This window comes from Nostoc sp. PCC 7524 (assembly GCF_000316645.1).
GTDB lineage: Bacteria > Cyanobacteriota > Cyanobacteriia > Cyanobacteriales > Nostocaceae > Trichormus.
In genome coordinates this window covers 4943373-4967237 of sequence record NC_019684.1, presented here as the reverse complement: position 1 = coordinate 4967237, position 23865 = coordinate 4943373, and the positions used below count along the sequence as shown (strand labels likewise).

The following is a 23865-nucleotide window of genomic DNA, read 5'->3' as shown; positions in this document are numbered from 1 at the left end:
AACTGCTAATTCTTCCCTAGAAGCAAATTCCCATCTAGTTGGGGTTAATACCATGACAGCGACAACCAACATTAACATTGCCCATCTAGGGGTACACTACCGTACACAAGAAGCCTTGCGGGATATTAACTGTATTGTCAAACCGGGACGACTAACTGGGATTTTTGGCCCCAACGGTGCGGGGAAAAGTACCTTAATGAAGGCGATGCTGGGTTTAGTTCCCGCTAGCAGTGGTAGGGTATTGTATCAAGGTAAACCCCTGATGCAGCAATTAGACCAAGTTGCTTACGTTCCTCAGCGTAGCCAAATTGACTGGACTTATCCCGCCACCGTTTGGGATGTAGTGATGATGGGAAGAGTCAAGAAAACAGGGTGGTTACGTAGTTTTTCTGGTGTGAGTCGCCAAGTAGCAAAAAATGCCCTAGCCAGAGTAGGGATGAAAGAACTTTGCGATCGCCCCATCGGACAATTATCAGGGGGACAGCAGCAAAGAGTATTTTTAGCCCGTGCTTTAGCACAACAAGCTGAAATCTTCTGTTTTGATGAACCCTTTGTAGGGATTGATCAAAAAACCCAAGCCGTGATTTTTGATGTCTTTCACGAATTAGCAACCGCCAACAAAATTGTCTTAGTAGTAAACCACGACTTAGGCGAATCCATCAGCCATTTCGACGATTTAATCCTACTCAACCGCGAACTCATCGCTACAGGTTCAAGACAGCAGGTACTCACAGAAGAAAATCTGCGTTGTGCTTACGGTGGTAAAGTCATCTACTTTGCCGATGCAGCATAGAAACTAAACCTCCGCGCACCTCCGCGTACCTCCGCGTTAAAAAAACTCCTCCCTCCTCTCCCCCATCTCATGATTCTAGAAGCTTTAATTGAGCCATTGCAGTATGGCTTTATGCAGCGATCGCTTGTAATTGCTATTTTAGTAGGCTTGTTGTGTGCAGTTGTCGGTAGTTACCTCATGGTGCAAAGACTAGCACTCTTAGGTGATGCTATCAGCCACTCAGTTTTACCAGGACTAGCGATCGCTTTTATGCTGGGAGGGAATATTTTCATTGGCGCATTTATCGCTGGGGTATTTAGTACCGTAGCGATTACCTGGATCAGAACGCGATCGCCTATCAAAGAAGATGCCGCAATGGGCATAGTTTTTTCTGCATTCTTTGCCCTAGGGATTACCTTAATTACTATTATTCAAAAAGATAATAAAATTGACCTCAACCATTTTTTATTCGGCAATATTCTTGGCGTAACTGTTAACGAAGTACGTGATACAGCTATTATTGCCGTGATTGTTTTATTAGTGATTGTTTTATTATATAAAGAACTATTATTTTACACCTTTGACCCCTTGGGCGCTCAAGCCGCAGGTTTACCAGTTAATCGGCTCAACTTTGGTTTGATGCTGTTGATTTCCTTAACTATTGTTGCCAGTATGAAAGCAGTGGGTGTGATTTTAGTGCTATCACTATTAATTACACCAGGAGCTACTGCATATTTATTAGTGAAACGTTTACACGAAGTGATGATTTTAGGTGCATTGATTGGCGTAGTTTCTAGTATTAGTGGTATGTATCTCAGCTACTTTTATAATTTACCTTCTGGACCAGCAATTGTCTTAGTAGTGTCAGGATTATTTTTGTTAGCATTATTATTTAGTCCCAAACACGGTATTTTAATCCCCACAAGTAAACAAAAAAATTATTGATTATACAGACCATGAGATGATTTAACTTCCCAATGTTCATTATTTTTTTCTAGATAAATTAGACTACCATACTGTGGTGGCCCGGCTGGACAATGGGCAGTTATTTGTATCAGAGCCTGAGAAAAATCTGAAGCAAAACCTGGACGAGTTAATTGATAAAAAACACACCAACGATAATCATGATTATTGAACATTTCGTTAAATTTTTCTAAAGAAATCAGCGTGATTTGATTATTGCTAATAAATGGTGTTAGTAAAGCAGATTGCTGATTTATGAAAATCCAATCATCATAGGTGTCTTTTTGCAGAGTGTAAGCACCATCAAAAAAGCTTCTACAGGCTGATAGTTTAAGAAAATTCAGATTTTCCCAGGTAAGTGAAAAATGGTGAATACACACTTAAGCAGATGTTTTTAAGAGAAACTGTCCCTCCATCTGGCAATATTCAATGACAGTAGCAAAGACTTGGAGTTCATGTGGCGATCGCATATCGTCATCCAATAAATTTATAAAATTCGCAAATAAATCTGCTGCTTAATCATAAGCTAATCTGACTTTATCTATTTGTGAATTGAACAACACAAATGTGCAAAGTCACAAAGTCTGATACAGAAAATATTGACTGTATCAGTTAAGCTGGCAAAAGCAGTTTTAACCCTCAAAACCATGACAGCAAGTAGTCCGAAAATTTTAGCTTTAGACTTTGATGGTGTGATTTGTGATGGACTAATTGAATATTTTGAGGTAGCATGGCGTGCTTACTGTCAAATTTGGTCGCCTGCTAACGATACAGTACCAGATGATTTAGCATTGAGATTCTATCGCCTCAGACCTGTAATTGAAACAGGTTGGGAAATGCCTGTTTTAATCAAAGCTTTGATTGATGACATTCCAGAAGACAAGATTCTTCAAGAATGGGTAAATATTACACCCCATATTTTGTCAACTGACAAGCTACAGTCAAAAGAAGTTGCCATCAAACTAGACAGCCTACGAGATGAATGGATAGCCACAGATTTAAACGGTTGGCTAAGTCTACATAAATTTTATCCGGGTGTGGTAGAAAAACTGAAAGTGACTATTGCCAGTGAGGTGAAGTTATATATTGTCTCCACCAAAGAAGGACGATTTATACAACAATTATTACAACGGGAAGGAGTTGATTTACCACCAACAGCAATTTTCGGCAAAGAAGTAAAGCGTCCCAAATACGAAACCCTGCGGGAACTGATTGCAGCCGCAGATATTCAACCGGGTAATTTATGGTTTGTAGAAGATAGGCTCAAAACATTAGAGTTAATCCAAAAGCAAACTGACCTGAATAATGTAAAACTGTTCTTGGCAGATTGGGGCTATAATACCCAACCAGAAAGAAAAGCTGCCCAAAACGATCCAGGTGTGCAATTATTATCTCTGTCTCAATTTACTAAAGATTTTTCTGGGTGGCTGTGATTATCGGGAAGATGTGGGGGATGAGGAGGATGTGGGGGATGGGGGAGACAAGGTAGAATTTGTTACACTTAATCCCCAGTCCCCAATCCCTAACTCTACTAAAATCTATGCTTGATTTAACAAAATTAGCGCGACAAATGCAGGGTTTAAGTCAGCATCTTAGCCAAGAGGCTGCGGCTAGTCGTCAGCGTTTAGAGTTGGCACAACAGCATCTACAAAAAGCTTATGAGTGTCAACATGAAATGATTGAACGTCAGGAAAAATGGCGCGATCGCATTCTCTTTGCTAATGCTACCCCCATTGAGCCACTAAATACTTGCATAGATATTCCCATTCCCCCCAAAGTACACACCGTCATTGCTACCGATGGTTCGCAAATCGCCCCCAGCCATCACGAAATTGCTTACTGTTATCTGTTAAATATCGGTAGGGTAGTCCTACACTACGGACAAAACCGTTACCCCATCATGGATAGTCTGCCAGAGGTATTTTACCGCCCAGAAGATTTATATATGTCTCGCCAGTGGGGAATTAAAACCGAGGAATGGATGAGTTACTGCCGCACTGCGAGTGAAGCGACGGTGTTGGCTGAATTGGGGAGGGGACTGGGGACTGGGGACTGGGGACTGGGAACTGGGGGACAAGGTAGACAAGGTAATAATTCTTCCCCATCTCCCCTTACTCCCCCATCTCCCCCCACTTCCCCCACTTTCCCATCTCCCGAAACAATCCCTACCCTCGCAATGGTAGATGGTTCGTTAATTTACTGGTTTTTAGAACAATTACCTATAGATGCACGCGATCTCATTCTACCCCCCATCCTGGAAGCTTGGAATCAGTTGCGTGCTGCCCAAATTCCTTTGATGGGTTATCTGAGCGCATCTCGGAATGTGGAGGGGGTGAATTTTTTACGGTTGTTGGCTTGTCCCCATCCTGCACCAGATTGTGTCAGTTATTGTCCTAATCAATTAGAAAAAGTTCCTTGTAAGGTGTTTGAACCTTTGCGAGACACTGCTTTGTGGACAACGCAACTCAAACCGGGACAACGGGGGCCACTATGGCGGAGTAATAACCGGATTCTAGAACTTTACGAAGACCAAACTATTTATTTTTGCTACGTTCATGTCGGTACGGAAATCGCCCGGATCGAAGTGCCTGCATGGGTAGCTGATAATACAGCCATGTTTGATCAAGCCTTGGGGCTGATGTTAGCACAGGTGCAGAAGGGGTATGGTTATCCAGTGGCGATCGCTGAAGCCCATAACCAAGCTGTAGTCAGAGGCGGTGATAGAACCCGTTTCTTTGCTTTGTTAGAAAAACAAATGATTAAGGCTGGCTTGAAAAATGTTGGTACTTCTTATAAAGAAGCGAGAAAACGCGGCAGTATTGCGTAAGCCAGGATACAAGGAAACACCAAAAAATAAATTATTCCAAATTAACGGTTAGTAGGGTGCGTCAGTATGAATAATTTCTTGGTGCAGCTAGGTTTTCTCGCACTGACGCACCCTACACATTGGATATTTTCTTATCTGCTACAGACCCATATTATTCTGACTATCTGTAGTATTAAATTTGATATTTGGTTTTTTATGCTTGATTTTGATTTAACCAAGCTTCCAAATCATCGGCTTTGCGAAAGTCTAGTAATTCTACTCCCAAAACTTCTAATTTCTCCAGCGTTAGTGCTTGAATCCTTTGAAGTAAGGTAACTGGAATTTCACCAATACGCCGATTTAATTGACGGCTAATTAATGAAATTTCACCTTCAATCTTACCTTCAATCTTACCTTCAATCTTACCTTCCTGAATCGCCAACTCTCTATCTTGTTGATACAGTGGTGCTAATCTCATAATTATCTCCTTGTCTTCGAGTTCTTGGCTAACTTCCAGGTGTTTTTGCAGGTTGTATAATAATTCTAATGTAATTCTTCTAAAAGGGTGACTGGGTGTTAACTCTGCTAATTCTTCAATAGCCTGTTTTTGAACAGTTCCTTTCCCTAACATTCTAATCCAGAGAGTTTCTTCTGTGCGGGGTAGTTGGTGAATAACTACTATAGCGGTACGTAATGCTTCTCCTAAATAGTATATACCTGGTAAAGAATCGCTGTTTAAGTTGGCATTAAAACTGGATAAAATCTCTGGTGATGCTGTGGGTGTAAGTATCCATAATTTCGGTGTTTTTGTTTCTTGAATATTGGTTTTATTGCGTTTTGCTTCTCTTTTTAAAACTGCTCTCACTTCTAATAGCTTTAACAAACAATCGCAAATCTCATCAGGAGATGTCGGATTACGAAATGGTTCAAAAATAGCAGGATTAGACGCAAATTTACCTAATAAACCTAAAAGTTGTAAGCTAGGGTTTGGTTGGGGATAGGGAGAAAAGTAAACATCTATTTCTCGCACTTCTCCCGCAACGCGACTAGGTGCTTGAACTTCTCCATAATTTTTGAGAAGTTCTTCTAAATAGTCTTTGGCAAATTGATCATGAATAAATCTTGTCATCTCAAAAATAAAAGGATTTAATGAAGCACAGAAGCACAAAGGTACAGAGATTGAAACTAATTTTTCATAGCTGGATATTGTTGCAAAACTTGCTGTAAATATTGTCCAGTGTAAGACTTTTGATTTTTGGCAACTTCTTCTGGTGTACCTACAGCAATCACTTCTCCGCCTTTGTCGCCACCTTCTGGCCCCAAATCTATTACCCAATCGGCGCAACGAATCACATCTAAGTTGTGTTCAATGACTAAAATTGAATTGCCTTTATCTACTAATCTTTGCAACACATCTAATAACTTATGAACATCATAAAAAGATAAACCTGTGGTGGGTTCATCGATTAAATAAAGTGTTTTACCTGTGGCGCGACGAGATAATTCTGTGGCTAATTTCACCCTTTGCGCTTCACCGCCAGATAAGGTAGTTGCAGGTTGTCCGAGTCGCACATAACCCAAACCCACATCAACTAAAGTTTGCAAACGAGTAACAGCTTTGGGAATATTTTGGAAGAATTCTAAACTCTCCTCAACTGTCATGTTGAGAACGTCAGCAATGGATTTATCTTTATATTTCACCTGTAAAGTATCGCGGTTGTATCTCGCTCCTTTACAAACTTCACACTGTACATAAACATCAGGGAGAAAATTCATTTCAATGACATTTACACCCTGTCCGCTACAGGCTTCACAACGTCCACCTTTGACATTAAAAGAAAATTGCCCTGGTTTATAACCTCTAGCTTTGGCTTCAATTGTTTGTGAAAAAACCTCTCGAATCACATCAAAAACCCCTGTATAAGTTGCGGGGTTAGAACGTGGTGTTCTGCCAATGGGTGATTGATCAATGACTATGGCTTTATCGACTGAATTTAAGCCTTGAATTTTATCTAATTCTTTGGGTAATGGAACTTTTTTAGTTAAATGATGTTGTAATGACGGGTAGAGTAATTCGTTAATTAAAGTCGATTTACCAGAACCAGAAACACCAGTAACAGCAACAAGTTTACCTAAAGGAATCTCTACATCAAGATTCTTTAAATTATTGCGATGGGCATTTTTAATCATTAAACTTCGTCCATTACCTTCGCGGCGTTCTCCTGGTGTATGTATTACCCTTCGCCCTGATAAATATGCACCTGTTAAAGACTGTTCTGCTGTGAGTAAATCCTGTAAATCACCTTGGGCAATAATATTACCGCCGTGAATACCGGCACCGGGGCCAATATCAACTATATAATCGGCTGCACGAATTGTTTCTTCATCATGTTCGACTACAATTAAGGTATTACCTAAATTGCGTAATTTGGTTAAAGTCTTGAGTAATCTACCATTATCTCTTTGATGTAAACCAATACTTGGTTCATCTAAAACGTAGAGAACTCCTGTTAACCCAGAACCTATCTGTGTGGCTAAACGAATGCGTTGGGCTTCACCACCAGAAAGGGTCATGGCTGCACGATCCAGTGTGAGATAATCTAAACCGACATCTAACAAAAATTGCAATCTAGCTTTGATTTCTCGCAGGACTAAATCAGCAATTTGCATCTGGCGATCGCTCAACTTTAATTGCTCAACTCTCTCCCGACAATCCCGAATTGAAACACCTGTTAAATCTAAAATTTTATATTGTCCCAACCGCACAGCTAAAGCTTCTGGTTTTAACCTTCTACCTCCACACACTTCACAAGGTTGATCAATTAAATACTGCTCTAATTTTTGCTTAATTAATTCTGTTCCCCCCTCATACTGCCGTTGTAAAATGGGGATAACACCTCTATATTTTGGTGTTTTCTGCTCATTTTTACTGTTCTCATCTTTCTCCCCATACAGAATAATTTGCTGCTGTTCTACTGTCAGCTGATGCCATTTAATCTGTAACTCGAAACCGTGAGTTTGTCCCAAACTATAGAGTAGTTCTAGGTAATAAGAATTTTCTTTTTCCGACCAAGGGGCGATCGCAGCATATACTGGTGCTTCTGGATCAGGTACAACCAAATCCGGCGCAAATCTTCTTAAAGTCCCCAAACCGTGACAGTGGGGACAAGCACCGTAAGGTGAGTTAAACGAAAATAATCGCGGTGATAATTCTTCCATCACCGCACCATGTTCTGGACAAGCGAAGTTTTCCGAAAATACTAATTCCTGTTCTGCCTCTTCCGTATTTTCCGAAGATGGACTCACTAAAATGTTAGCAATACCACCCGATTGTTTGAGGCACGTAGACAGAGAATCTACCAAACGCTCTTGTATACCGTCTTTTTTCACCAAGCGGTCGATAACTACTTCAATGGTATGGGTAAAATTTTTATCTAATTCAATTGAGTCTGATAATTCCCGAACTTCCCCATCGACACGCACCCGCACAAACCCTTGAGAAGCCAAACTAGATAATAATTTGCGGTGAGTGCCTTTTTTACCCCTAACCACCGGGGCAAGGATTTGAAAGCGAGTGCGTTCTGGTAGTGCCATAATCCTGTCAACCATCTCATCGATAGTTTGCGGGGCAATACAGCGATCGCAGATGGGACAATGGGGTTCACCCGCCCGACCAAACAGCAGTCGCAGATAATCGTAAATTTCCGTTACCGTCCCCACAGTAGAACGGGGGTTATGAGATGTAGATTTTTGGTCAATGGAAATTGCCGGACTCAAACCCTCAATGGCTTCCACATCCGGTTTATCTAACTGTCCTAAAAATTGCCGTGCATAAGCACTAAGGGATTCCACATAACGTCTTTGTCCCTCAGCGAAAATCGTATCAAACGCCAAGGATGACTTACCCGAACCTGATACACCAGTGAAAACAATCAGGCGATCGCGTGGCAACTCCAAGTCAATATTTTTCAGATTATGCTGCCTAGCACCCCTAATCCGAATTGTATTGCGATCGTTGTGGTTGGTGTAGGGAAGATGTCCATTAAGGGTTGTGACTAGCTTGTTATCTGACATATTGACAGGCTGATGGTGAGAAGCGGCGTGCAACAGTTCTTAATCATACTATCTTGACTATGCTGGTTATAGTAGAACAATCGTACTGTTTTAGTCTATATTCAGGCCGCAGATATATTCCCCTGTCTATTGACGTTATCAGCCCAGAAGTTAACTTTTGGGCTGATATGTCTAGTTGTGGCTGATGGTTTCACTTTTTCAAGACTATTTGGAAGGAATTGAGGTATCCTGTAATAGTTTTAGCTAGGGTTTTTTGTTGTTTTTTAGTAGTTATCGCCATGACTTGATATAGTCGCCCTTCCGCGACATAAACCCTAGTTCTAGTGATTTTGCCCCCAGTGTTGATGTAAGCAAATTCTTTCCCCGGATGACCGTTAGAACTGCGGATATTGCGCTGACTAATCAAATTACTCTTAGTAGTTTTTAGTGCCATATCCCGAACATTATTCAAGATTTCCTGGGGGTTAGTCATTTGTGCATAACTATGAGGAAATTCATTGTACACAACTAGATAGGCTACTTCCTGCTGCGGTGGTTGGGCAGAAAATATTTGTAAGTCAATTTCCCCCATATAAGTTTTTTGAGTTTGAATATCCCTTGTGGGCATTCCAGGCATTAAAACGCTAAAACGTCCATCTGGGGCTGTAAATAGCTGCCATTTTGGCTGTACTGGCTGAGAGACAGCAGGTTTTTTTGGTGATACAGGTGCTTTAGTTGGCGCAACAGTTGGTTTTTTTGGTGACACTGTTGCTTTCAGTGGTACATTTGGACGTTTAGGCTGACTAGCTTCTACAATCAAGGAGCCGCCACTAAGTAAAGTAGCGGCAATGAATGGTAGCAAAAATCTAAGTGTCATAGTTTTGGCATTCGCAGATGCTGATATCACTGATGATGCTAGCTGTTATAACCTAGCAGCACACAAAGCAGCACCTATTAAGCCAACTTGTTGATTGAGAATGATATGCACCGGTATTTCTGCTAGTAAGGGGCGCATTCTGCCTTTTTGGGTGAAATTTAACATGAAATTGCCGTTTTGAATCAAAGGCAAGATTTTAGGGGCAATTCCACCAGCGATATATAAGCCGCCGTAAGGTAAAAGTTTAAGGGCGAGATTTCCGGCTTCTGCACCGTAAGCATCGACAAACATTTGCAAAGCTTGTTCTGAGAGGCGATCGCTTCCTTCCACTCCAGCTTTACCAATCGCAGCACCAGGATCAACACTTTTTTCCTGCTGTCCGGCTTGCTGTTCCCAAGTGCGGACAATTTGAGCAATTTCTGGGGATTCGGTAGCGAGTTTGCGATCGCGCAGAAATTGGTAAAGAGCCACAATTCCCTGTCCAGAAACTACCCGTTCTACAGACACGCGCTGAATGTCATGTTTATCCAGCAGATATTTCAACAGTTGAAACTCTAACTCATTGCGAGGGGCAAAATCGGCGTGTCCCCCTTCCGAGGGAAAGACTTGATAGTGATTGCCCTGTTTAATCAAAAATCCTTGTCCTAAGCCAGTCCCAGCCCCAATAACGGCAATAGGTGCTTCCTGTTGGTGTTTACCCACTTGCAAAGTCAGCAAGTCTTGTTTACTCAAGCCAAAAATGCCATAGCCCACAGCCGCAAAATCATTAATCAAGGAAATGAGGGGAATCCCTAATTCTTGCGCTAGGCGATCGCTTTCTAAAAACCAGGCTAAGTTGGTGAGTTTGGCTGTATTATTGACCACTGGACCGGCGATCGCAAAACAAGCCTTTTGCGGTGTACCTGCGTTAGCTTTCAGTAAAAATTGCTGCACCATCGGCACTAAATCAGGAAAATTGCCACTCAGATAACTTTCCTCATAAATAGTCAGCAACCCAGAAGAGTCTGATATTTCCACCAAACGCAAAATAGTTTTTGTGCCGCCGATATCTCCTGCTAGTAACAATGTCATAAAACTGATCAGTAAGTGTGTTGTGTTAGCGGTAGCGGGGCAATGAGCCGCGTGCTGTTAGCGGTAGCGCGGCGGTTAGCCGATGCTGAGTAGAGAGTAGAAAAAGCAGAATTTCCCTCAATCTCAGTCCCCAGTCCCCAGTCCCCAGTCCCCAATCCCCAATCCCCATGTCAAGCAAATCGAATAACTTCCTCTACCTGGGTTAAATGAGAAGTGTCTCCCTTGAGTTCTAACAACCATTCTGGTTCTCTACGTACTACTTTGACTAGAGAACACAAGGAAGCTTTGACTTCGGTTTTAGCGATGTCTCCGACTAATCCCATTGCACCCCCCAGTACAGAAGCACCGTGTGCTACTAGCAAAATATCATGGGGGAAGTAATCAGATGCCAAACACCTAGCAGTTTGTCCTGAACGTGCGCGTACCTGTTCATGAGTTTCGGGATATTTAGCAGCAATTTGGGATGTGTAGCTGGTATCAATCCTGGGAAATAATTCTGCTAAGGCTGGAGTTGAAAGTCTTTCGGGTTCTTCTGTCATCCAGGCAGGGTTTAGCCATTCGCTTAGTCCTGTTTCTAGTTTAATTGGCAAATCTAAAACTTCTGCTACAGCGTTGGCTGTTTGTACTGTTCGCAGAAAGGGAGAAGCAAAAATATGGGCGATGTTTTCATTTTTTAACCGCCTAGCTAGTAGCTTGGCTTGCTCAAAACCATCTTCTGACAATGGTGGATCGTAGCGTCGTTCTGCTGTGAGAAACCAATCGGGATTTACAAAGTCGAGACGGTTGGCGTGTCTTGCGATCCAAACTATTTGACTCATGGGTTTTACGATTCAGGCGAAGTTTATTCGCATCTACACAAAGATAGACACCCAACAAGACGGGTGCAAACCCAATATAGGACAAATTTTGTAACCTTTTGTAATAGTTAAATGAGTTTTTAGTTACAAAAACCCAGGCAGGAGAGATGGGGCAGGTGGTTAGACTATATCGGCATTACCTACTTAAGAAATAGAATATAGCGTTTCTCAGTCTGGTGAAGTACAGTAGCAACAGTGGGTAAACCAATTATAAATATCATTTAAAGAGATTTGGTTAAAAGCCATTTCAATTGCTTTTGCTAAATCTGGATAACTTCTAGCACCAAGAGAACGTAGTATGTTCTTCAGCTTCGACCAACAATTTTCAATAGGGGAAAAATCAGGAGAATATGGTGGTAAATAAATCAACTTAGCTCCGGCAGCCTCAATGAGTGCTTCAATATCTCCACCTTGATGAATTGAGCAATTGTCCATGATTACATAATCACCTTCCTTAAGTTTAGGAACTAATTTTTGAGCAATATAAGCCTCAAATGTCAGCCCATCAGTTGCACCTAAAATGCTATATTGACTAATCACACCCCTCAGACCAATTGCACCAATTATCGAAACATTTTTACTGCGTTTTTGAGGTCGAGAACCATGCGCTCTTTTACCTTTAGGGGAACGAGCAGAATGTCGGCTCAAAGATAGATTAGCTCCAGCTTCATCAAGGAAAATCAGATGATCAGCAGGTATTCCTTGAATTAAGAGCCAGAACTGGACTCTTAATAATTGAACTCTCTCAGTTTCCTTTTCTGCGGCGTGCAATGTTTTTTTTAAGCTGATTTCCATCTTCTGTAACATTCTGTCTACTGTGGAAATACCAATCGTTATCCCTGTCTTCTCTTTGAGTTGCTCACGAATTTCTGATAAAGTGGCATCATTCTTGGCTTCTACTATTTCAAAAAGAACATTCAATTGTTCTTCATTTAGCTTTGGTGGAGTTTGTTGCATCCTGACTTTAGGCGCGATACTTCCTGTTTCTCTATATTGTTTAAGTAATTTCTCAATAAAGCTTAAAGTTACACAAAATCTTTTGGCTAACTGACGTTGTGATATTCCACCTGTCTTATATGTATCAAGTATTTTTTGGCGTAAATCGAGCGAATATGCTTTCATTTTTACCCTGGCGAAGATGTACAGTTTTATTTGATTTAGTGTACTTCATTAGACCGGTAAACGCTATATACTGTTTAAAAATTACTGTTGCTGTAGAAAGTTTGCTCAAGATAGAACCTTTGAAACCACTGCCAAAAACAAAATTTCCTTTAGATGATCAGTCTAAAAAAGATGAGCAATATAAGAAAATTGAATCGCAAATATCACTTATTCGAGATGCAATTGACGAATTGAATCTTGATCAAAGTTTAAACAATAGATTGAACGGTTTTCTAAACAACTTACATTTTAATGGGAATTTAAGTATTGTGCAGAAAGATTTTGTAGTTCACAATTATAATGAAAAGCCCTATTTATCCGACTCCAGCGCAGACAATAACGTGTTTTATCCTTTGTCAAAATGTTACAAGTTTATTTTTACCAATTTTTCTAGTCCGAATTGATGAACGCACTGGGAACATTTACATTCTGGCTGGAGAAGAAACTGGTATTTTAATTACACGCGATGGTAGATGGAGATACGAAGAATGACACAACCCAACTTTGCTGCAATGAGTAAGTCCGAATTGAAGGCTTATCTGCTGAAACATCGCAATGATACTGAAGCATTTCACGCCTTAATGGATAAAATTACATCTGAACCCAATCAGACTTTTTATACAGTTGAGGAAGCAGAAAAGCTACAAGAAATAATTGAGGATAGACGACGCTTAAAAGGAAATAGCTAACAATTGTGAGATTTTATAAGAAGCAATCTCAATAATTGACGACGCGATCGCTTCTCGTGCGTTTATTCCAATAGGTGTGATTGCGTCTATTTAGAAGCACAATAATTTTCTGGCTTCTAACAGCACAATTACTCACAAATAATTACCCTAAATAAGCTTTTTTCACTCGCTCATCATTAATTAACTCTGAAGCCGCACCAGTTAAAGTAATAGCACCAGCTTCTAAAACATAGCCTCTATCAGCAATTTGTAAGGCTAAATTAGCATTTTGTTCAACTAATAAAATAGTCACACCAGTAGCGCGTAAATTTTCAATAATTGAGAATATTTCTCTCACAATCGCAGGCGCTAAACCCAAACTTGGTTCATCTAAAAGTAATAGTTGTGGTTTACTCATTAAAGCACGGGCGATCGCTAACATTTGCTGCTCACCACCACTAAGAGTTCCTGCTAGTTGATTGCGGCGTTGTGCCAACCTGGGAAATAACTCAAACTGTTGTTGAACATCAGCTTTTATTTCCCCTTGATTTGAGCGAATATAAGCACCTAAAAGTAAATTATCTAACACGGTTTGCTTTGCCAAAACTCGCCGTCCTTCAGGACAATGGGCAATTCCTAGTTTCACAACTTCATGACATTGGCGGCGAGTAATATTACGCCCACTATAAATAATTTGTCCATTCAGAGGATTAACTATTTTCGATATAGCTCGTAGTGTTGTAGTTTTACCTGCACCATTAGCACCAATTAAAGTAACTACCTCACCTTTGTTAATAGTTAAATTAATATTTTTTAGAGCTTGAATACCGCCATAATTAACATCAAGATTCTGCAACTCTAAAATGACAAAATCTTGACTATCCTCATATCGGCGTTCATCGGCGTTCATCGGCGGTTTCAGAAATATTGAATAATATCACAAAACCTAACATACATCAATATTAGGCTTTTGCAGTAGGTTTAAAATGAGAAAATATCCAGAGTTATTGGGAGGAAACAATCCTTATGACTGTTACTATCGCCAAGTGGACGATTGATGACTATCATCGCATGATTCAGGCTGGCATTTTAAGCGATCGCAAAGTTGAACTACTACAAGGAGAAATCATCGAAATGTCCCCAGAAGGCGAACCCCATGCTTATTGTAGTCATGAAGCCTCTGAATATCTCACGAATTTGTTAGGTGACTTGGCTACGATACGTCAAGCCAAGCCTATCACCTTACCTAATGCTTCTGAGCCTGAACCTGATATTTCAGTTGTCCAACGTTTAGGACGTGAGTATTTACTACATCATCCCTATCCAGAGAACATTTTCTGGGTGATTGAGTATGCTAACTCCAGTTTAGAGAAAGATTTAGAAATAAAAAGTAAAATTTATGCCGAAGCAGGTATTTTAGAATACTGGGTGGTGAACTTGCGAAAGCTTAATTTAGTTGTGTTTCGAGATATCTTAGATGGAGAATACGCGACAAAACAAACATTAATAACCGGAACAATTCAACCGCTTGCATTTCCAGATATTTCTGTAGCAGTGGATCAGATTATTAATAAATAATCAGGACTGAATTCCTCTCTACGTTCGCATAGCGTGTCTTAGACAGACGCTACGTGAAGACTAAAAAGTTTAATTGCTTATTCATTACCTAAATAAGCTTCAATTACAGCCTGATCATTTCTCACTACAGATGGTTCACCCAAGGCGATTAACTGTCCAAAATCTAAGACAGCAATTCGGTCACATAATCCCATAACTAAGGGTACATGATGCTCAATTAAAATGATAGTTAAGTTCAAGCGATCGCGTAAATCCCGGATAAAATCACTCAGTTGTACTTTCTCGCTAGGATTCATCCCCGCCGCAGGTTCATCCAGTAGTAATATTTGCGGTTCTAAGGCTAAAGCACGGGCAATTTCTAAGCGACGCTGATCACCATAGGCAAAATTTCGGGATTTTTCATCAGCGCGATCGCTTAATCCCACCATCGCTAATAATTCTAAAGCTTTCTGTTTACTTTTAGCTTCTGCTTGAGGCGCTGGTGGTAAGCCTAAAACCCCTGTCACTATACTACTTTTAGTATGTAAATGTCGAGCGATTATCACATTTTCAAGTGCTGATAATTCCCCAAATAAGCGAATATTTTGAAAGGTACGAGCAATACCTAAGTTAGCAATTTGATGAGAACGTAATTGTGAAATTTCTTGACCTTGATAAATTAATTTTCCACTGGAAGGTGGAATCAAGGCTGTAATTAAATTAAAAAGTGTAGTCTTACCAGCACCATTAGGACCAATTAAACCAAAAATTTCATATTGATTAACAGTAAAAGAGACATTATTTACCGCCACTAATCCACCAAAACGGCGTGTAAGAGACTTAGCTTCTAAAATAGTTGGTTGGCTTTCTGTGGGGATAGTTTGAGACATTTTTGAGTGCTGAGTAGTGACTGTCGTAGAAAGTATTTAACAATCTTTATTTATTTTTCGGTTTACCTATTTTAAAAATATCAGGAGTTATCAAACCTTGGGGAAAGAAAATAGTACCTATTACTATCAACAAGCCAAAAATAATTAACCTGCCATCTCGGAGAAATTGCGCTAGCCACTCAGGTAAACCACCCGTATCAGCTAAACCGCGTAAAACTTCAGGTAAGGCTGTAAATACCATACCCCCTACAACCGAACCTAAAAAAGTTCTCGAACCACCAATTAACACAAAAGTCAAGTAAATAATACTTGCGTCAAATGTACCCTGACGCGCATTCCAAGTGTTAAGAAAGTGGGCGCTAATTGCACCAACAACTCCAGCCAGAATTGACCCTAAAGTAAATGCTAAAACTTTATAATAAGTGGAGTTAATTCCCATTGCTCCGGCTGCTAATTCATCTTCGCGGATAGCAGTGAAAGCTCTACCAACACGTACCCTTTCTAAGCGATAAAATAGCACCATACTAATTAATAGTAATGGTAAGGCTATCCATAGATACTCAATTTGGCTAGAGAAGGGTTGAGGAATACCAAAAATCCCCACCGCGCCGCCTGTAATTTCTAAGTTCAGGGAAAAAACCCGCAGCACTTCCACAAAGGCAATTGTAGCGATCGCTAAATAAATTCCCCGCAATCTTAAGGCTGGGATGCCTACAGCTATCCCCAATAAACCAGAAATTACCCCAGCAAGTAACATCTCCAATAATAATAAATGAATGGGAAATAATTCACTACTGGTTTGAAATACTTTTGTTGATAAAATCGCTGCAATATAACCACCTAAAGCATAAAATCCAGGACTAGCTAAAGATAATTGTCCAGCCATTAATGGTAAATAAAGCGATAGTCCAAGTAATGCTCCTAATACCATTGAGACAATTAATGAGCCATAGGTAGAGAAAAATTCAGCCATTTTTTAGGTTAATAGGATTAAATTCTAAGCTGTTAATACTTTTTGTGCTGTCAGGTTCAATTCAGGAAATGTTCGTGATATGATGCGCTCGTCACCTTTAAATGATGTACGTTCATATTTACCATCAGTATTCAATAAAAACACAAATACTGTCGGTTCTTTGGGTTGTCCTAAATATTTTCTATCGCCAATTGCCAAATAATCGACAATCCAATACTCTGGAATACCTAATCTTTGATATTCATCGAATTTATCAATGTAGTCATCTTCCCAATTAGTTGATGTCACCTCTACAGCTAACTGAATAGGTTGATCTAGTGCAGCATAAGCAGAACGATTTGAGCGCCATACATCTCTATCTATGACACTAACATCCGGCTTGCGACCTTGTTCTATGCCGTTAGCAGTTATAGTTCTAAAAACTGTGGTGTTTTTGACTACATAATTTAGATTAAGACGTTTAATTTCATCTTTGAAAGAGTCAGCCGTAAAGTCAGCAACATCATCATGATTTCTAGTTGAACGCACTTCTACTATTTCCCCATTAACAAGTTCATAAAAACCTTCCTCTGGACATTGATCAAGAAACTGTTCAAAGGTTAATTTCGGTTTTGTAAATGTTGTCATAGCTTTTTACCTCGGTTGACAGTTATCAGTGATCAACTTGACTATTCACAGTTTTACACTTTCTGAATAAACTTACGTCCTAGCAAACCTTGGGGTCTAACTAATAGCATGACAAATAAAATGCCAAAAGCCACAGCGTCTTTATAACCAGAGAATTCCGCCGGAACCAGCGCCTCGACTACGCCAATCAATAAACCTCCCAACACTGCACCGGGAATACTTCCCAAACCACCCAAAACAATTACTGCTAAACCCCGTAACCCAAAGGCAATACCAAAATAAGGGCCAGCTATACTCACACTAGAGGCTACCAAAGTCCCTGCTACCCCAGCGAGAAAACTACTGATGAAAAATGTGAAGACGATAAAGCGATCGCTGTTAATACCTAATAAACTAGCAGTCACTGGATCTTCTGCGATCGCCTGCATTGCTTTGCCGTATTTCGTGCGATTAATAAAGTAGGTAAGGATAGCCACAATTACCATCGATACTACAAAAATAATCACCTGCACACTACGAATAGGGATTGGTTTGGCAACAGTCCCAAAATTAATTGCTGCTGGTAAATCCCCAAAAGTATTGGCTGGAAAAGTATAACTTTCTGCGCCTACTAAATATTGAATTAAATTTACAATTACTACCGCTACTCCTAAGCTAGAAACTACTGTCAACAATGGATCAGATCCTTTAATTCGCAAAGGCTTAAAAGCAATACGTTCCATCCCAACCCCAACCAATCCAGCCAAAATGCTACCAATAATTAACGCTATAGCAAATGGTAAATTTATCGGTAGCGTCGTATTTGCTAACAAGCCATTAAATCCAAAAGTACCCCCCATTAGTGCATAGGTAAAATATGCCCCCAGTGTAAAAATTGCTCCATGAGCTAAGTTGATAATCCCTAAAATAGAATATACCAATGTATAACCCAACGCAAAAATTGCATAAATACTGCCAATAGATAAACCATTCAACAGTTGTTGTAAAAATATACTAATATCCATGTAATGTAATTGGTAATTCTTCATTAAAGAGGCTAGAGCCTAGAAAGAATTAGGGGAGCATAGGGTAAAAATGCCATTTCCCATGCCCAATCCCCAGTCCCTATTTCAAAAATGCAAATTTTCCCTGACTTCCATCCTTTGCAATTTTAATTTGTGCTACATAAAAATCTTTCTGCACTATTTCACCCACTGGAGTAAAACTAATTTCTCCTAACGGTGTATTGTATTTACCACTTAGGATTTCTTTGTTCAATTCAGTTCGTAATTGCGGCAATTGTAACGTATTAATTTTGGTTTTATTATCTAAAGCTTTTAGAGCATCTACATACACTTGCACGGCTGCAAAAGCTTGGGCGCTAAATTGGGGAGGTTCTCTCTTAAATTGATCTACGTAAGCTTGGCGAAATTTAGCATTAATCTCACCAGGATGTTCTGGACTGTAAGCTTGAGCTATTAATACTCCATCACACAAAGCTTTACACACTGGGAATACATTTGATGTATTCAATCCATTACCACCTACAATTAAGCCTTTATAACCTAATTCTCTGAGTTGTCTGACTAAGTTACCACCATCTGCTGCTAACCCAGAAATAATCACTAAATCTGGTTTTAAATTAATGGCGTTTGTAGCTTGGCTTTGAAAGTCAGTATCAGTAGTTTGAAACTTCTGTACTGTGACTAATTCTAAACCTTGGTCTTTAACAGTTTTTTGGAAAATTTCGGTTTCTGACTTGCTAAATGCGTCATTTTGAGCAAAGAAAACTGCCACTCTTTTAATGTTAGGATTTTGTTTGAGTGCAGCTTTCACAGAATTAGGTGCAACTACAGAAACTGGTGCAGATACACGGGCAATATAATCACCGATTTCCGGTATACCTTTGGCGGTGTTTGATGGCCCCACCACAGGCACCTTAGCACGTTCAGCTACTGGGTTAGCACTAAAGGCTTGCTGGGACAAAGTAGGGCCAACAATCCCAACGACTTTATCTTTATTAATTAAAGTTTGAAAAGCATTGATTGTTCCGGCTTCATCTCCAGCCGTATCTTGAAATATTAATTTAATTGGTGTGCCGTTAATACCACCTTGATCGTTAAAATATTTTTCTGCAATTTTAGCTCCAGCCACTTGTTCTTGACCCAAGAGCGCCACATTACTTGTTTGTGCAACAGCAATACCAATGGGAATAGTAGCGGATGTATTGGTATTATTAGTTGGGGAATTATTAGTAGAGTTACCTCCACAGGCTGTTATTAACAGAGCGCAAGTAGATAATATTATTGTCCGGGTTAAATGATGTCTCATACCTAAATAGTTATCTAGTGATTAAAGAATTTGTAAAAGCTAATAGTAATTAGCTGCCATTTGTGGTCAATACCTGTCTACGGAGACATTGACATTACAAGAGTTTTATTAAATCACTATTTTCGGACAAAAGACAGTCACCCATCAAGCCTATTGCAGCACAGCTTAACTCAGGCTAATGTTACAAACTGCTCTCAAAATTCACAATTCACAATTTTACTCTCAGATAACTGACAAATCCGATTCCGTCCTTCTGCCTTTGCTTGATAAAGAGCTTTATCTGCTGCTGCAATTAAATCTGAAGGAGCAGATTCCCAACTAGGTATGATGGTAGCTACCCCCATACTGAGAGTGACATATTGACTAACAATAGATTTTTCATGGACGATGTGTAAATTGCTAACGCCAGCGTGCATAGAAGTTGCAACGTGAAATGCACCTGCTGCGTGGGTGTATGGCATGATGGTGGCAAATTCCTCACCGCCATAACGCGCCACTAAATCCCGATGCTTTTCTGCTTTATTATTTAAAACATTACCTACTTTCTGTAAACAAACATCCCCAGCCGGATGCCCGTATTGATCATTATAAAATTTAAAACAATCGATATCACACAAAATCAGCGACATCGGCGCTCCCTCTTGCGCCAAGTTAATCCACTGCGTATTCAGATAGTTGTCAAAGCGACGACGATTAGCCAAACCCGTCAAACCATCCACGTTAGCTAGCTGCTGCAAAGCTAAGTTGGCTGCCTCCAATTGTTTATATACTTGGGCTTGTTGTAGCAGTCGGCGTAAGCGTTGACGCAACACAGCCCAGTGAATTGGTTTAGTGATGTAATCCGTTGCACCTGCTTCAAAAGCGCGATCTACGGATTCTTCATCATTCAAGCTTGTAATCATCAATATAGGAGTGCGCTCCCATATTTTTGAAATCACGGTACTACCCAAGCCAGAGTCAGTATCCAGATTGGCAAGAGCTGAGATTAAATTATTTCTAGCAATTTGTAGTAGTTGCTTACAGCAAGTAAAGCCATCCATCTCAGGCATCACAGCATCTAGCAAGACTATATCTGGTTTGACAGTCTCATAAGCATCCAAACACTGCTGACCATTTGTGACCTCAACTACTCGATAGCCTTCCTTTTCCATTACTTTACGCAACATCTTGCGAATGGTATTGTCATCATCAGCCACCAAAATTACAGGAGGTTGTTTAGCAAGAGAATATGGGCTTATGCCTGACATGAGTTGCGTTCCACAAAAATTCTCAGAGTATTAAAGAGGAGCGAATCTAGCAAAACCTTGCCTTTTAACTACATTGGTCATGAGCGAAATTTCTGGGCAATTATTTAAACTTACTGTGATAGACTGATGAAGTTTTTCGTAAGTGAAATAGATACCCAGTTGTGACAAAGTTCCTGAAAATATGAAGTAAATTTCTGGTTTAATAACTTGTATAACCAGCAAAATCCCATCATGCGATCGCCTGAAGAAAAAATCTCCTTTTCTAATACTCGAATTAGCATCAAGCATACATCTGGTGTACTAATTAACAGAGCCATTTTCAGTCCAGTCCAAGGCATCATAGTAATTTGCATATACAACGCATAAATCTATATAGAAATCACAGCTAAGGATTACCTGTGTGTTTATTTCTAGCCATACTAAGAAATGTTACTGTTATATTTCCCGATTCACAGTTTGTAATTGCTATTTTTGGCAAAACTTCAAATGAAAGGCTGGTTTCTTGATTAATTTATTTACTTGAGATAAAAAATCGCAAAATAACTTCATCACCATATTACGCTCAAAAGCCAGCTCTGACTAAATCTCAGTCGCTATATGGTGCGTGAGTCAACACATTGAAAACACTTCATCTCGATGAATACTTTAGGGTAATTACATAAAATATATAAGGTTATTATCAAGCCATTAGCCGGGCTTGTTGTCAGGGTACTTTTCCTGATGACTTCAGTAAAATTGCTGATAATCAATTAATTGTTGTATCCCTTACAGCGAACGAGACGCTGTACGTAGCTTGCTTCTCCGCAGGCGTACACTACAAACCTTGAATTATCTACACCGTTCTACTTATGCAACCATATAGCATTTTCTAGTCTGCTGAGGTACAAAGCTCTGCGTAACTCTGCGCTTTACTCCGCGCGACGGCAGTCGCTACAAGTCGGCATAGCCGCCCAACGCGCTGCCTCCCCTCTGCGTTTCAAAATATTATTTGTACCTCACTTAAGTGGGAATCGCTATAATAATTTTTATGTACTGAAAAATCTATTAAACTACAAAAATATCTAATTACTGAGTAAATAAACTTTTTCCATGCCAGATCCATTAATGTACCAACAGGATAATTTTGTTGTTCTGGAAACCAATCAACCAGAGCAATTTCTCACAGCAGCAGAATTATTAGAAAAACTCAAAGCGGAACTACGAAAAATTGATTTTCATAATTTGCCCCTAGAGTTACAGCAATTTGATTCTGTAGAAAAGCAAGCCCAACATTTAATAGATACAAGTTGTGAGTTAGATGTTGGTGTTGGCAAATATTTACAGTGGTATGCAGTGCGTTTAGAAAAATAATTGTTTGATTAGTCAATAGTCATTAGTCATTACTGACTTTTGACTATTGGCTATCGCCTAACACTGAATTAAGCTACTTGATTAGTAATCAGTGCTAATTCAGTTTTACTATCGCCTACTGATGTTATTTTAACCTCTACTCCGGGGCCAAAATATTTAGTCATTTTTTCTTGCTTCTGTTCCCATTCGCTTATCGGTATTGATGGCGAATCAAATTCTAAAATTAAAGCATAAGCGCCATTGATTTCCGTTTCTCGTAAACCCGTCAGTATTGGTCTTTCGTCGTCTGAGGGGCTTAAACCTAGATAAGACAGTGCGCCATCTAAATGGGCATCTTGTCCATAGCAATATCGAGTCACATCTTTGCGAATTTTATTTTGAGTAACAGTGGCTTGCTGCTGGCGTAAGAGTAAAACGGAGGGAGTTGTAGGTTCACTGAAAGGAATGGGCTTGAGTTCGTTAGCTTTAAGTGCTAATCCTCCCAAAAATAACGGAAACCCATAAAAAAATCCTACGAGGTTGAGTGTGGCATTATCAGCAGCGTAAGCAATAAAGCCTACAACAATCAATATGCTACCGAGGCTTAAACCAAGGGTTCCCAAAGAGAGTTGACGTAACATGAGCAGAGGATAGTATAAATTCTTAACACATCAAGTTTTATTATCATCAAATTAGGGAGCAAAAAGCATTGTTTAACTCCTCCATACCTAAATTAGTTTAGGCGATCGCTACTTATATCAGTTACATTTAAACTTGGAGATAGTATAAGGATTGGCAAAAATGGATCTACAGACTCTCAAAGAACGCATAGCAGCAGTTGAAAGTAAGCGCGAGTACCTACTGAGCCTTCTAGAACAACCAAACCTGGGAATTTTGAGAGTGGATGTGAATCAAGCTTTGGAAGAACTCGATGAATTGATTGAAGAATTTAGACGCACTATTCCCCAAACCGAAAATAATTAAGCTACACAAAAAACTAACTCTTACCTAGGGTGTGTCACGAGTTTAACCTGACGCACCTGTGCGATTTATTAATCTGAGAAGCAGTCACATAATGTTTTTTAGTGACAACTGATCTCAAAATCTACGCCTCAAATAATACCAGTACACCCAAATAGGGAAACCATTTTACAGCTATAGTTGTACAAGGCACGGTTTCCCCTATAGTAATTTGATTTTTACTGAATTTTGAATTAGGTATTACTGGGAAATTGAACTATCGCCTGCACGTTTTCCTAATTTCCTCACCAAAGCAACAAGTTCATCAGTAGGGACATCCTTTTTGCAAACATCATCAAATAAAGGCGTTGTTTTTCTATCTGGTGAGTTCACATCCTCTACTGAAGAATAAGCCAATATTTGAGTGTGAGGAGAGATAGCTTTAATTTGACTAGAAGCACTCCAACCATCCATAACTGGCATCTGTAAATCGAGAATAATTACATCAGGATGACAGTCTTTTACCATTTCTATAGCTTCTTGTCCGTTACTAGCTAGACCCACTACTTGAATATTCTCTTGACAGGAAAAAGTCAATTTTAGAGTTAAGCGAGTCAGATCGTGATCATCAACTACTAGAACACGTAAGTTAGAGGACTCACAGGACAACATTAACATTCTAGGAACTTGGTACTATGATTCTATAGTTTATGAGGACAAGTACCAAGAATTACTCTATCTTAT

27 protein-coding genes are annotated in these 23865 nt (G+C 39.8%); 10 read left to right on the top strand and 17 right to left on the bottom strand.

What is annotated here, in order from left to right; all coding sequences use genetic code 11:
• Nucleotides 1-52: 52 nt before the first annotated feature.
• Nucleotides 53-793 carry a metal ABC transporter ATP-binding protein gene (locus tag NOS7524_RS20060; protein WP_235622458.1) on the top strand — a complete coding sequence of 247 codons (741 nt, stop codon included), beginning with the start codon at nucleotides 53-55 and terminating at the stop codon, nucleotides 791-793.
• A 72-nt stretch (nucleotides 794-865) separates the two neighbouring features.
• Nucleotides 866-1717: a metal ABC transporter permease gene (locus tag NOS7524_RS20055; protein WP_041555863.1), complete on the top strand. Its 852-nt coding sequence runs from the start codon at nucleotides 866-868 to the stop codon at nucleotides 1715-1717.
• Here the strand turns inward: NOS7524_RS20055 and NOS7524_RS20050 are convergent.
• On the bottom strand, nucleotides 1711-2115 hold the full coding sequence (locus tag NOS7524_RS20050; RefSeq protein ID WP_015140312.1) for a hypothetical protein: 405 nt from the start codon (nucleotides 2113-2115) through the stop codon (nucleotides 1711-1713). The genes NOS7524_RS20055 and NOS7524_RS20050 overlap by 7 nt on opposite strands.
• A gap of 267 nt (nucleotides 2116-2382) precedes the next feature.
• Here NOS7524_RS20050 and NOS7524_RS20045 point away from each other — a divergent pair, with 267 nt between their 5' ends.
• Both NOS7524_RS20045 and NOS7524_RS20040 read left to right on the top strand, forming a co-directional pair.
• Complete coding sequence (locus tag NOS7524_RS20045; RefSeq protein WP_015140311.1) at nucleotides 2383-3168, top strand: HAD family hydrolase; 786 nt, start codon at nucleotides 2383-2385, stop codon at nucleotides 3166-3168.
• A gap of 107 nt (nucleotides 3169-3275) precedes the next feature.
• Nucleotides 3276-4562 carry a DNA double-strand break repair nuclease NurA gene (locus NOS7524_RS20040; RefSeq protein ID WP_015140310.1) on the top strand — a complete coding sequence of 429 codons (1287 nt, stop codon included), beginning with the start codon at nucleotides 3276-3278 and terminating at the stop codon, nucleotides 4560-4562.
• A 193-nt stretch (nucleotides 4563-4755) separates the two neighbouring features.
• Here the strand turns inward: NOS7524_RS20040 and NOS7524_RS20035 are convergent, their stop codons facing one another.
• The 6 genes from NOS7524_RS20035 to NOS7524_RS20010 all read right to left on the bottom strand — a co-directional run bounded on the left by NOS7524_RS20035 (nucleotide 4756) and on the right by NOS7524_RS20010 (nucleotide 12521).
• Nucleotides 4756-5670, bottom strand: a complete 915-nt coding sequence (locus NOS7524_RS20035) for a DUF4351 domain-containing protein (RefSeq protein WP_015140309.1) — start codon at nucleotides 5668-5670, stop codon at nucleotides 4756-4758.
• Nucleotides 5671-5726: 56 nt separating this feature from the next.
• Entirely contained in the window at nucleotides 5727-8615 is a 2889-nt protein-coding gene (gene uvrA / locus NOS7524_RS20030) for an excinuclease ABC subunit UvrA (protein WP_015140308.1), read from the bottom strand.
• Between the two features lie 190 nt (nucleotides 8616-8805).
• Nucleotides 8806-9471, bottom strand: a complete 666-nt coding sequence (locus tag NOS7524_RS20025) for a hypothetical protein (protein ID WP_015140307.1) — start codon at nucleotides 9469-9471, stop codon at nucleotides 8806-8808.
• A 45-nt stretch (nucleotides 9472-9516) separates the two neighbouring features.
• Nucleotides 9517-10542, bottom strand: a complete 1026-nt coding sequence (locus tag NOS7524_RS20020) for a glucokinase (RefSeq protein ID WP_015140306.1) — start codon at nucleotides 10540-10542, stop codon at nucleotides 9517-9519.
• A 170-nt stretch (nucleotides 10543-10712) separates the two neighbouring features.
• On the bottom strand, nucleotides 10713-11360 hold the full coding sequence (locus NOS7524_RS20015; RefSeq protein WP_015140305.1) for a histidine phosphatase family protein: 648 nt from the start codon (nucleotides 11358-11360) through the stop codon (nucleotides 10713-10715).
• Nucleotides 11361-11567: 207 nt separating this feature from the next.
• Nucleotides 11568-12521, bottom strand: a complete 954-nt coding sequence (locus NOS7524_RS20010; protein ID WP_015137436.1) for an IS630 family transposase — start codon at nucleotides 12519-12521, stop codon at nucleotides 11568-11570.
• Here NOS7524_RS20010 and NOS7524_RS30210 point away from each other — a divergent pair.
• From NOS7524_RS30210 to NOS7524_RS20000, 3 genes are read left to right on the top strand one after another with little or no spacing between them, the layout of a single operon-like run.
• Nucleotides 12512-12964, top strand: a complete 453-nt coding sequence (locus NOS7524_RS30210; RefSeq protein ID WP_171815387.1) for a hypothetical protein — start codon at nucleotides 12512-12514, stop codon at nucleotides 12962-12964. The genes NOS7524_RS20010 and NOS7524_RS30210 overlap by 10 nt on opposite strands.
• Nucleotides 12897-13052 carry a DUF6888 family protein gene (locus tag NOS7524_RS31215; RefSeq protein ID WP_442789483.1) on the top strand — a complete coding sequence of 52 codons (156 nt, stop codon included), beginning with the start codon at nucleotides 12897-12899 and terminating at the stop codon, nucleotides 13050-13052. The genes NOS7524_RS30210 and NOS7524_RS31215 overlap by 68 nt, the downstream gene beginning before the upstream one ends.
• On the top strand, nucleotides 13049-13249 hold the full coding sequence (locus tag NOS7524_RS20000; RefSeq protein WP_015140303.1) for a DUF6887 family protein: 201 nt from the start codon (nucleotides 13049-13051) through the stop codon (nucleotides 13247-13249). Before NOS7524_RS31215 ends, NOS7524_RS20000 begins: the two co-directional genes overlap by 4 nt.
• Before the next feature lie 142 nt (nucleotides 13250-13391).
• Here NOS7524_RS20000 and NOS7524_RS19995 read toward each other — a convergent pair whose 3' ends face one another.
• The gene (locus NOS7524_RS19995; RefSeq protein WP_015140302.1) at nucleotides 13392-14138 is read right to left on the bottom strand and encodes an ABC transporter ATP-binding protein; all 747 of its coding nucleotides are present in this window, start codon (nucleotides 14136-14138) and stop codon (nucleotides 13392-13394) included.
• A gap of 116 nt (nucleotides 14139-14254) precedes the next feature.
• On the opposite strand from NOS7524_RS19995, the gene NOS7524_RS19990 reads away from it, so the two are divergent.
• Complete coding sequence (locus tag NOS7524_RS19990; protein ID WP_015140301.1) at nucleotides 14255-14806, top strand: Uma2 family endonuclease; 552 nt, start codon at nucleotides 14255-14257, stop codon at nucleotides 14804-14806.
• Between the two features lie 77 nt (nucleotides 14807-14883).
• On the opposite strand, the gene NOS7524_RS19985 is transcribed toward NOS7524_RS19990, so the two are convergent.
• The 7 genes from NOS7524_RS19985 to NOS7524_RS19955 form a co-directional block, all read right to left on the bottom strand.
• Complete coding sequence (locus NOS7524_RS19985) at nucleotides 14884-15675, bottom strand: ABC transporter ATP-binding protein (protein WP_015140300.1); 792 nt, start codon at nucleotides 15673-15675, stop codon at nucleotides 14884-14886.
• Between the two features lie 46 nt (nucleotides 15676-15721).
• A complete protein-coding gene (locus tag NOS7524_RS19980) occupies nucleotides 15722-16648 on the bottom strand; it encodes a branched-chain amino acid ABC transporter permease (RefSeq protein WP_015140299.1) in 927 nt (308 codons plus the stop codon).
• 24 nt (nucleotides 16649-16672) lie between these two features.
• Nucleotides 16673-17275 carry a Uma2 family endonuclease gene (locus NOS7524_RS19975; RefSeq protein ID WP_015140298.1) on the bottom strand — a complete coding sequence of 201 codons (603 nt, stop codon included), beginning with the start codon at nucleotides 17273-17275 and terminating at the stop codon, nucleotides 16673-16675.
• Between the two features lie 53 nt (nucleotides 17276-17328).
• The gene (locus NOS7524_RS19970) at nucleotides 17329-18279 is read right to left on the bottom strand and encodes a branched-chain amino acid ABC transporter permease (RefSeq protein WP_041555392.1); all 951 of its coding nucleotides are present in this window, start codon (nucleotides 18277-18279) and stop codon (nucleotides 17329-17331) included.
• Nucleotides 18280-18379: 100 nt separating this feature from the next.
• Nucleotides 18380-19585 (bottom strand): ABC transporter substrate-binding protein, encoded by a 1206-nt coding sequence (locus NOS7524_RS19965; RefSeq protein ID WP_015140296.1) that lies wholly within the window; start codon nucleotides 19583-19585, stop codon nucleotides 18380-18382.
• 194 nt (nucleotides 19586-19779) lie between these two features.
• The gene (locus tag NOS7524_RS19960; protein WP_015140295.1) at nucleotides 19780-20832 is read right to left on the bottom strand and encodes a response regulator; all 1053 of its coding nucleotides are present in this window, start codon (nucleotides 20830-20832) and stop codon (nucleotides 19780-19782) included.
• A gap of 110 nt (nucleotides 20833-20942) precedes the next feature.
• Nucleotides 20943-21185, bottom strand: a complete 243-nt coding sequence (locus tag NOS7524_RS19955; RefSeq protein WP_171815386.1) for a hypothetical protein — start codon at nucleotides 21183-21185, stop codon at nucleotides 20943-20945.
• Between the two features lie 736 nt (nucleotides 21186-21921).
• On the opposite strand from NOS7524_RS19955, the gene NOS7524_RS19950 reads away from it, so the two are divergent.
• Entirely contained in the window at nucleotides 21922-22182 is a 261-nt protein-coding gene (locus NOS7524_RS19950; protein WP_015140294.1) for a chlororespiratory reduction protein 7, read from the top strand.
• A 68-nt stretch (nucleotides 22183-22250) separates the two neighbouring features.
• Here NOS7524_RS19950 and NOS7524_RS19945 read toward each other — a convergent pair whose 3' ends face one another.
• Nucleotides 22251-22802: a DUF2854 domain-containing protein gene (locus tag NOS7524_RS19945; protein ID WP_015140293.1), complete on the bottom strand. Its 552-nt coding sequence runs from the start codon at nucleotides 22800-22802 to the stop codon at nucleotides 22251-22253.
• Nucleotides 22803-22962: 160 nt separating this feature from the next.
• Between NOS7524_RS19945 and NOS7524_RS19940 the strand changes: the two genes are divergently transcribed.
• Nucleotides 22963-23145, top strand: coding sequence for a hypothetical protein (locus tag NOS7524_RS19940; RefSeq protein ID WP_015140292.1), 183 nt, complete (start codon nucleotides 22963-22965; stop codon nucleotides 23143-23145).
• Between the two features lie 237 nt (nucleotides 23146-23382).
• Here the strand turns inward: NOS7524_RS19940 and NOS7524_RS19935 are convergent, their stop codons facing one another.
• The gene (locus NOS7524_RS19935; protein WP_015140291.1) at nucleotides 23383-23799 is read right to left on the bottom strand and encodes a response regulator; all 417 of its coding nucleotides are present in this window, start codon (nucleotides 23797-23799) and stop codon (nucleotides 23383-23385) included.
• Between the last annotated feature and the right edge of the window lie 66 nt (nucleotides 23800-23865).

Excerpts from the sequence above, each read along its gene's own strand:
- NOS7524_RS19950 (WP_015140294.1), top strand. The coding sequence starts at position 21,922 with ATGCCAGATCCATTAATGTACCAACAGGATAATTTTGTTGTTCTGGAA.
- NOS7524_RS19960 (WP_015140295.1), bottom strand. The coding sequence starts at position 20,832 with ATGTCAGGCATAAGCCCATATTCTCTTGCTAAACAACCTCCTGTAATT.
- NOS7524_RS20045 (WP_015140311.1), top strand. The coding sequence starts at position 2,383 with ATGACAGCAAGTAGTCCGAAAATTTTAGCTTTAGACTTTGATGGTGTG.
- NOS7524_RS19985 (WP_015140300.1), bottom strand. The coding sequence starts at position 15,675 with ATGTCTCAAACTATCCCCACAGAAAGCCAACCAACTATTTTAGAAGCT.
- NOS7524_RS30210 (WP_171815387.1), top strand. The coding sequence starts at position 12,512 with ATGCTTTCATTTTTACCCTGGCGAAGATGTACAGTTTTATTTGATTTA.
- uvrA (WP_015140308.1), bottom strand. The coding sequence starts at position 8,615 with ATGTCAGATAACAAGCTAGTCACAACCCTTAATGGACATCTTCCCTAC.
- NOS7524_RS19975 (WP_015140298.1), bottom strand. The coding sequence starts at position 17,275 with ATGACAACATTTACAAAACCGAAATTAACCTTTGAACAGTTTCTTGAT.
- NOS7524_RS20035 (WP_015140309.1), bottom strand. The coding sequence starts at position 5,670 with ATGACAAGATTTATTCATGATCAATTTGCCAAAGACTATTTAGAAGAA.
- NOS7524_RS19965 (WP_015140296.1), bottom strand. The coding sequence starts at position 19,585 with ATGAGACATCATTTAACCCGGACAATAATATTATCTACTTGCGCTCTG.
- NOS7524_RS20060 (WP_235622458.1), top strand. The coding sequence starts at position 53 with ATGACAGCGACAACCAACATTAACATTGCCCATCTAGGGGTACACTAC.
- NOS7524_RS20010 (WP_015137436.1), bottom strand. The coding sequence starts at position 12,521 with ATGAAAGCATATTCGCTCGATTTACGCCAAAAAATACTTGATACATAT.
- NOS7524_RS20000 (WP_015140303.1), top strand. The coding sequence starts at position 13,049 with ATGACACAACCCAACTTTGCTGCAATGAGTAAGTCCGAATTGAAGGCT.
- NOS7524_RS19990 (WP_015140301.1), top strand. The coding sequence starts at position 14,255 with ATGACTGTTACTATCGCCAAGTGGACGATTGATGACTATCATCGCATG.
- NOS7524_RS19935 (WP_015140291.1), bottom strand. The coding sequence starts at position 23,799 with ATGTTAATGTTGTCCTGTGAGTCCTCTAACTTACGTGTTCTAGTAGTT.
- NOS7524_RS20040 (WP_015140310.1), top strand. The coding sequence starts at position 3,276 with ATGCTTGATTTAACAAAATTAGCGCGACAAATGCAGGGTTTAAGTCAG.
- NOS7524_RS19940 (WP_015140292.1), top strand. The coding sequence starts at position 22,963 with ATGGATCTACAGACTCTCAAAGAACGCATAGCAGCAGTTGAAAGTAAG.
- NOS7524_RS19945 (WP_015140293.1), bottom strand. The coding sequence starts at position 22,802 with ATGTTACGTCAACTCTCTTTGGGAACCCTTGGTTTAAGCCTCGGTAGC.
- NOS7524_RS20025 (WP_015140307.1), bottom strand. The coding sequence starts at position 9,471 with ATGACACTTAGATTTTTGCTACCATTCATTGCCGCTACTTTACTTAGT.
- NOS7524_RS19970 (WP_041555392.1), bottom strand. The coding sequence starts at position 18,279 with ATGGATATTAGTATATTTTTACAACAACTGTTGAATGGTTTATCTATT.
- NOS7524_RS19955 (WP_171815386.1), bottom strand. The coding sequence starts at position 21,185 with ATGCAAATTACTATGATGCCTTGGACTGGACTGAAAATGGCTCTGTTA.
- NOS7524_RS19980 (WP_015140299.1), bottom strand. The coding sequence starts at position 16,648 with ATGGCTGAATTTTTCTCTACCTATGGCTCATTAATTGTCTCAATGGTA.
- NOS7524_RS19995 (WP_015140302.1), bottom strand. The coding sequence starts at position 14,138 with ATGAACGCCGATGAACGCCGATATGAGGATAGTCAAGATTTTGTCATT.
- NOS7524_RS20020 (WP_015140306.1), bottom strand. The coding sequence starts at position 10,542 with ATGACATTGTTACTAGCAGGAGATATCGGCGGCACAAAAACTATTTTG.
- NOS7524_RS20015 (WP_015140305.1), bottom strand. The coding sequence starts at position 11,360 with ATGAGTCAAATAGTTTGGATCGCAAGACACGCCAACCGTCTCGACTTT.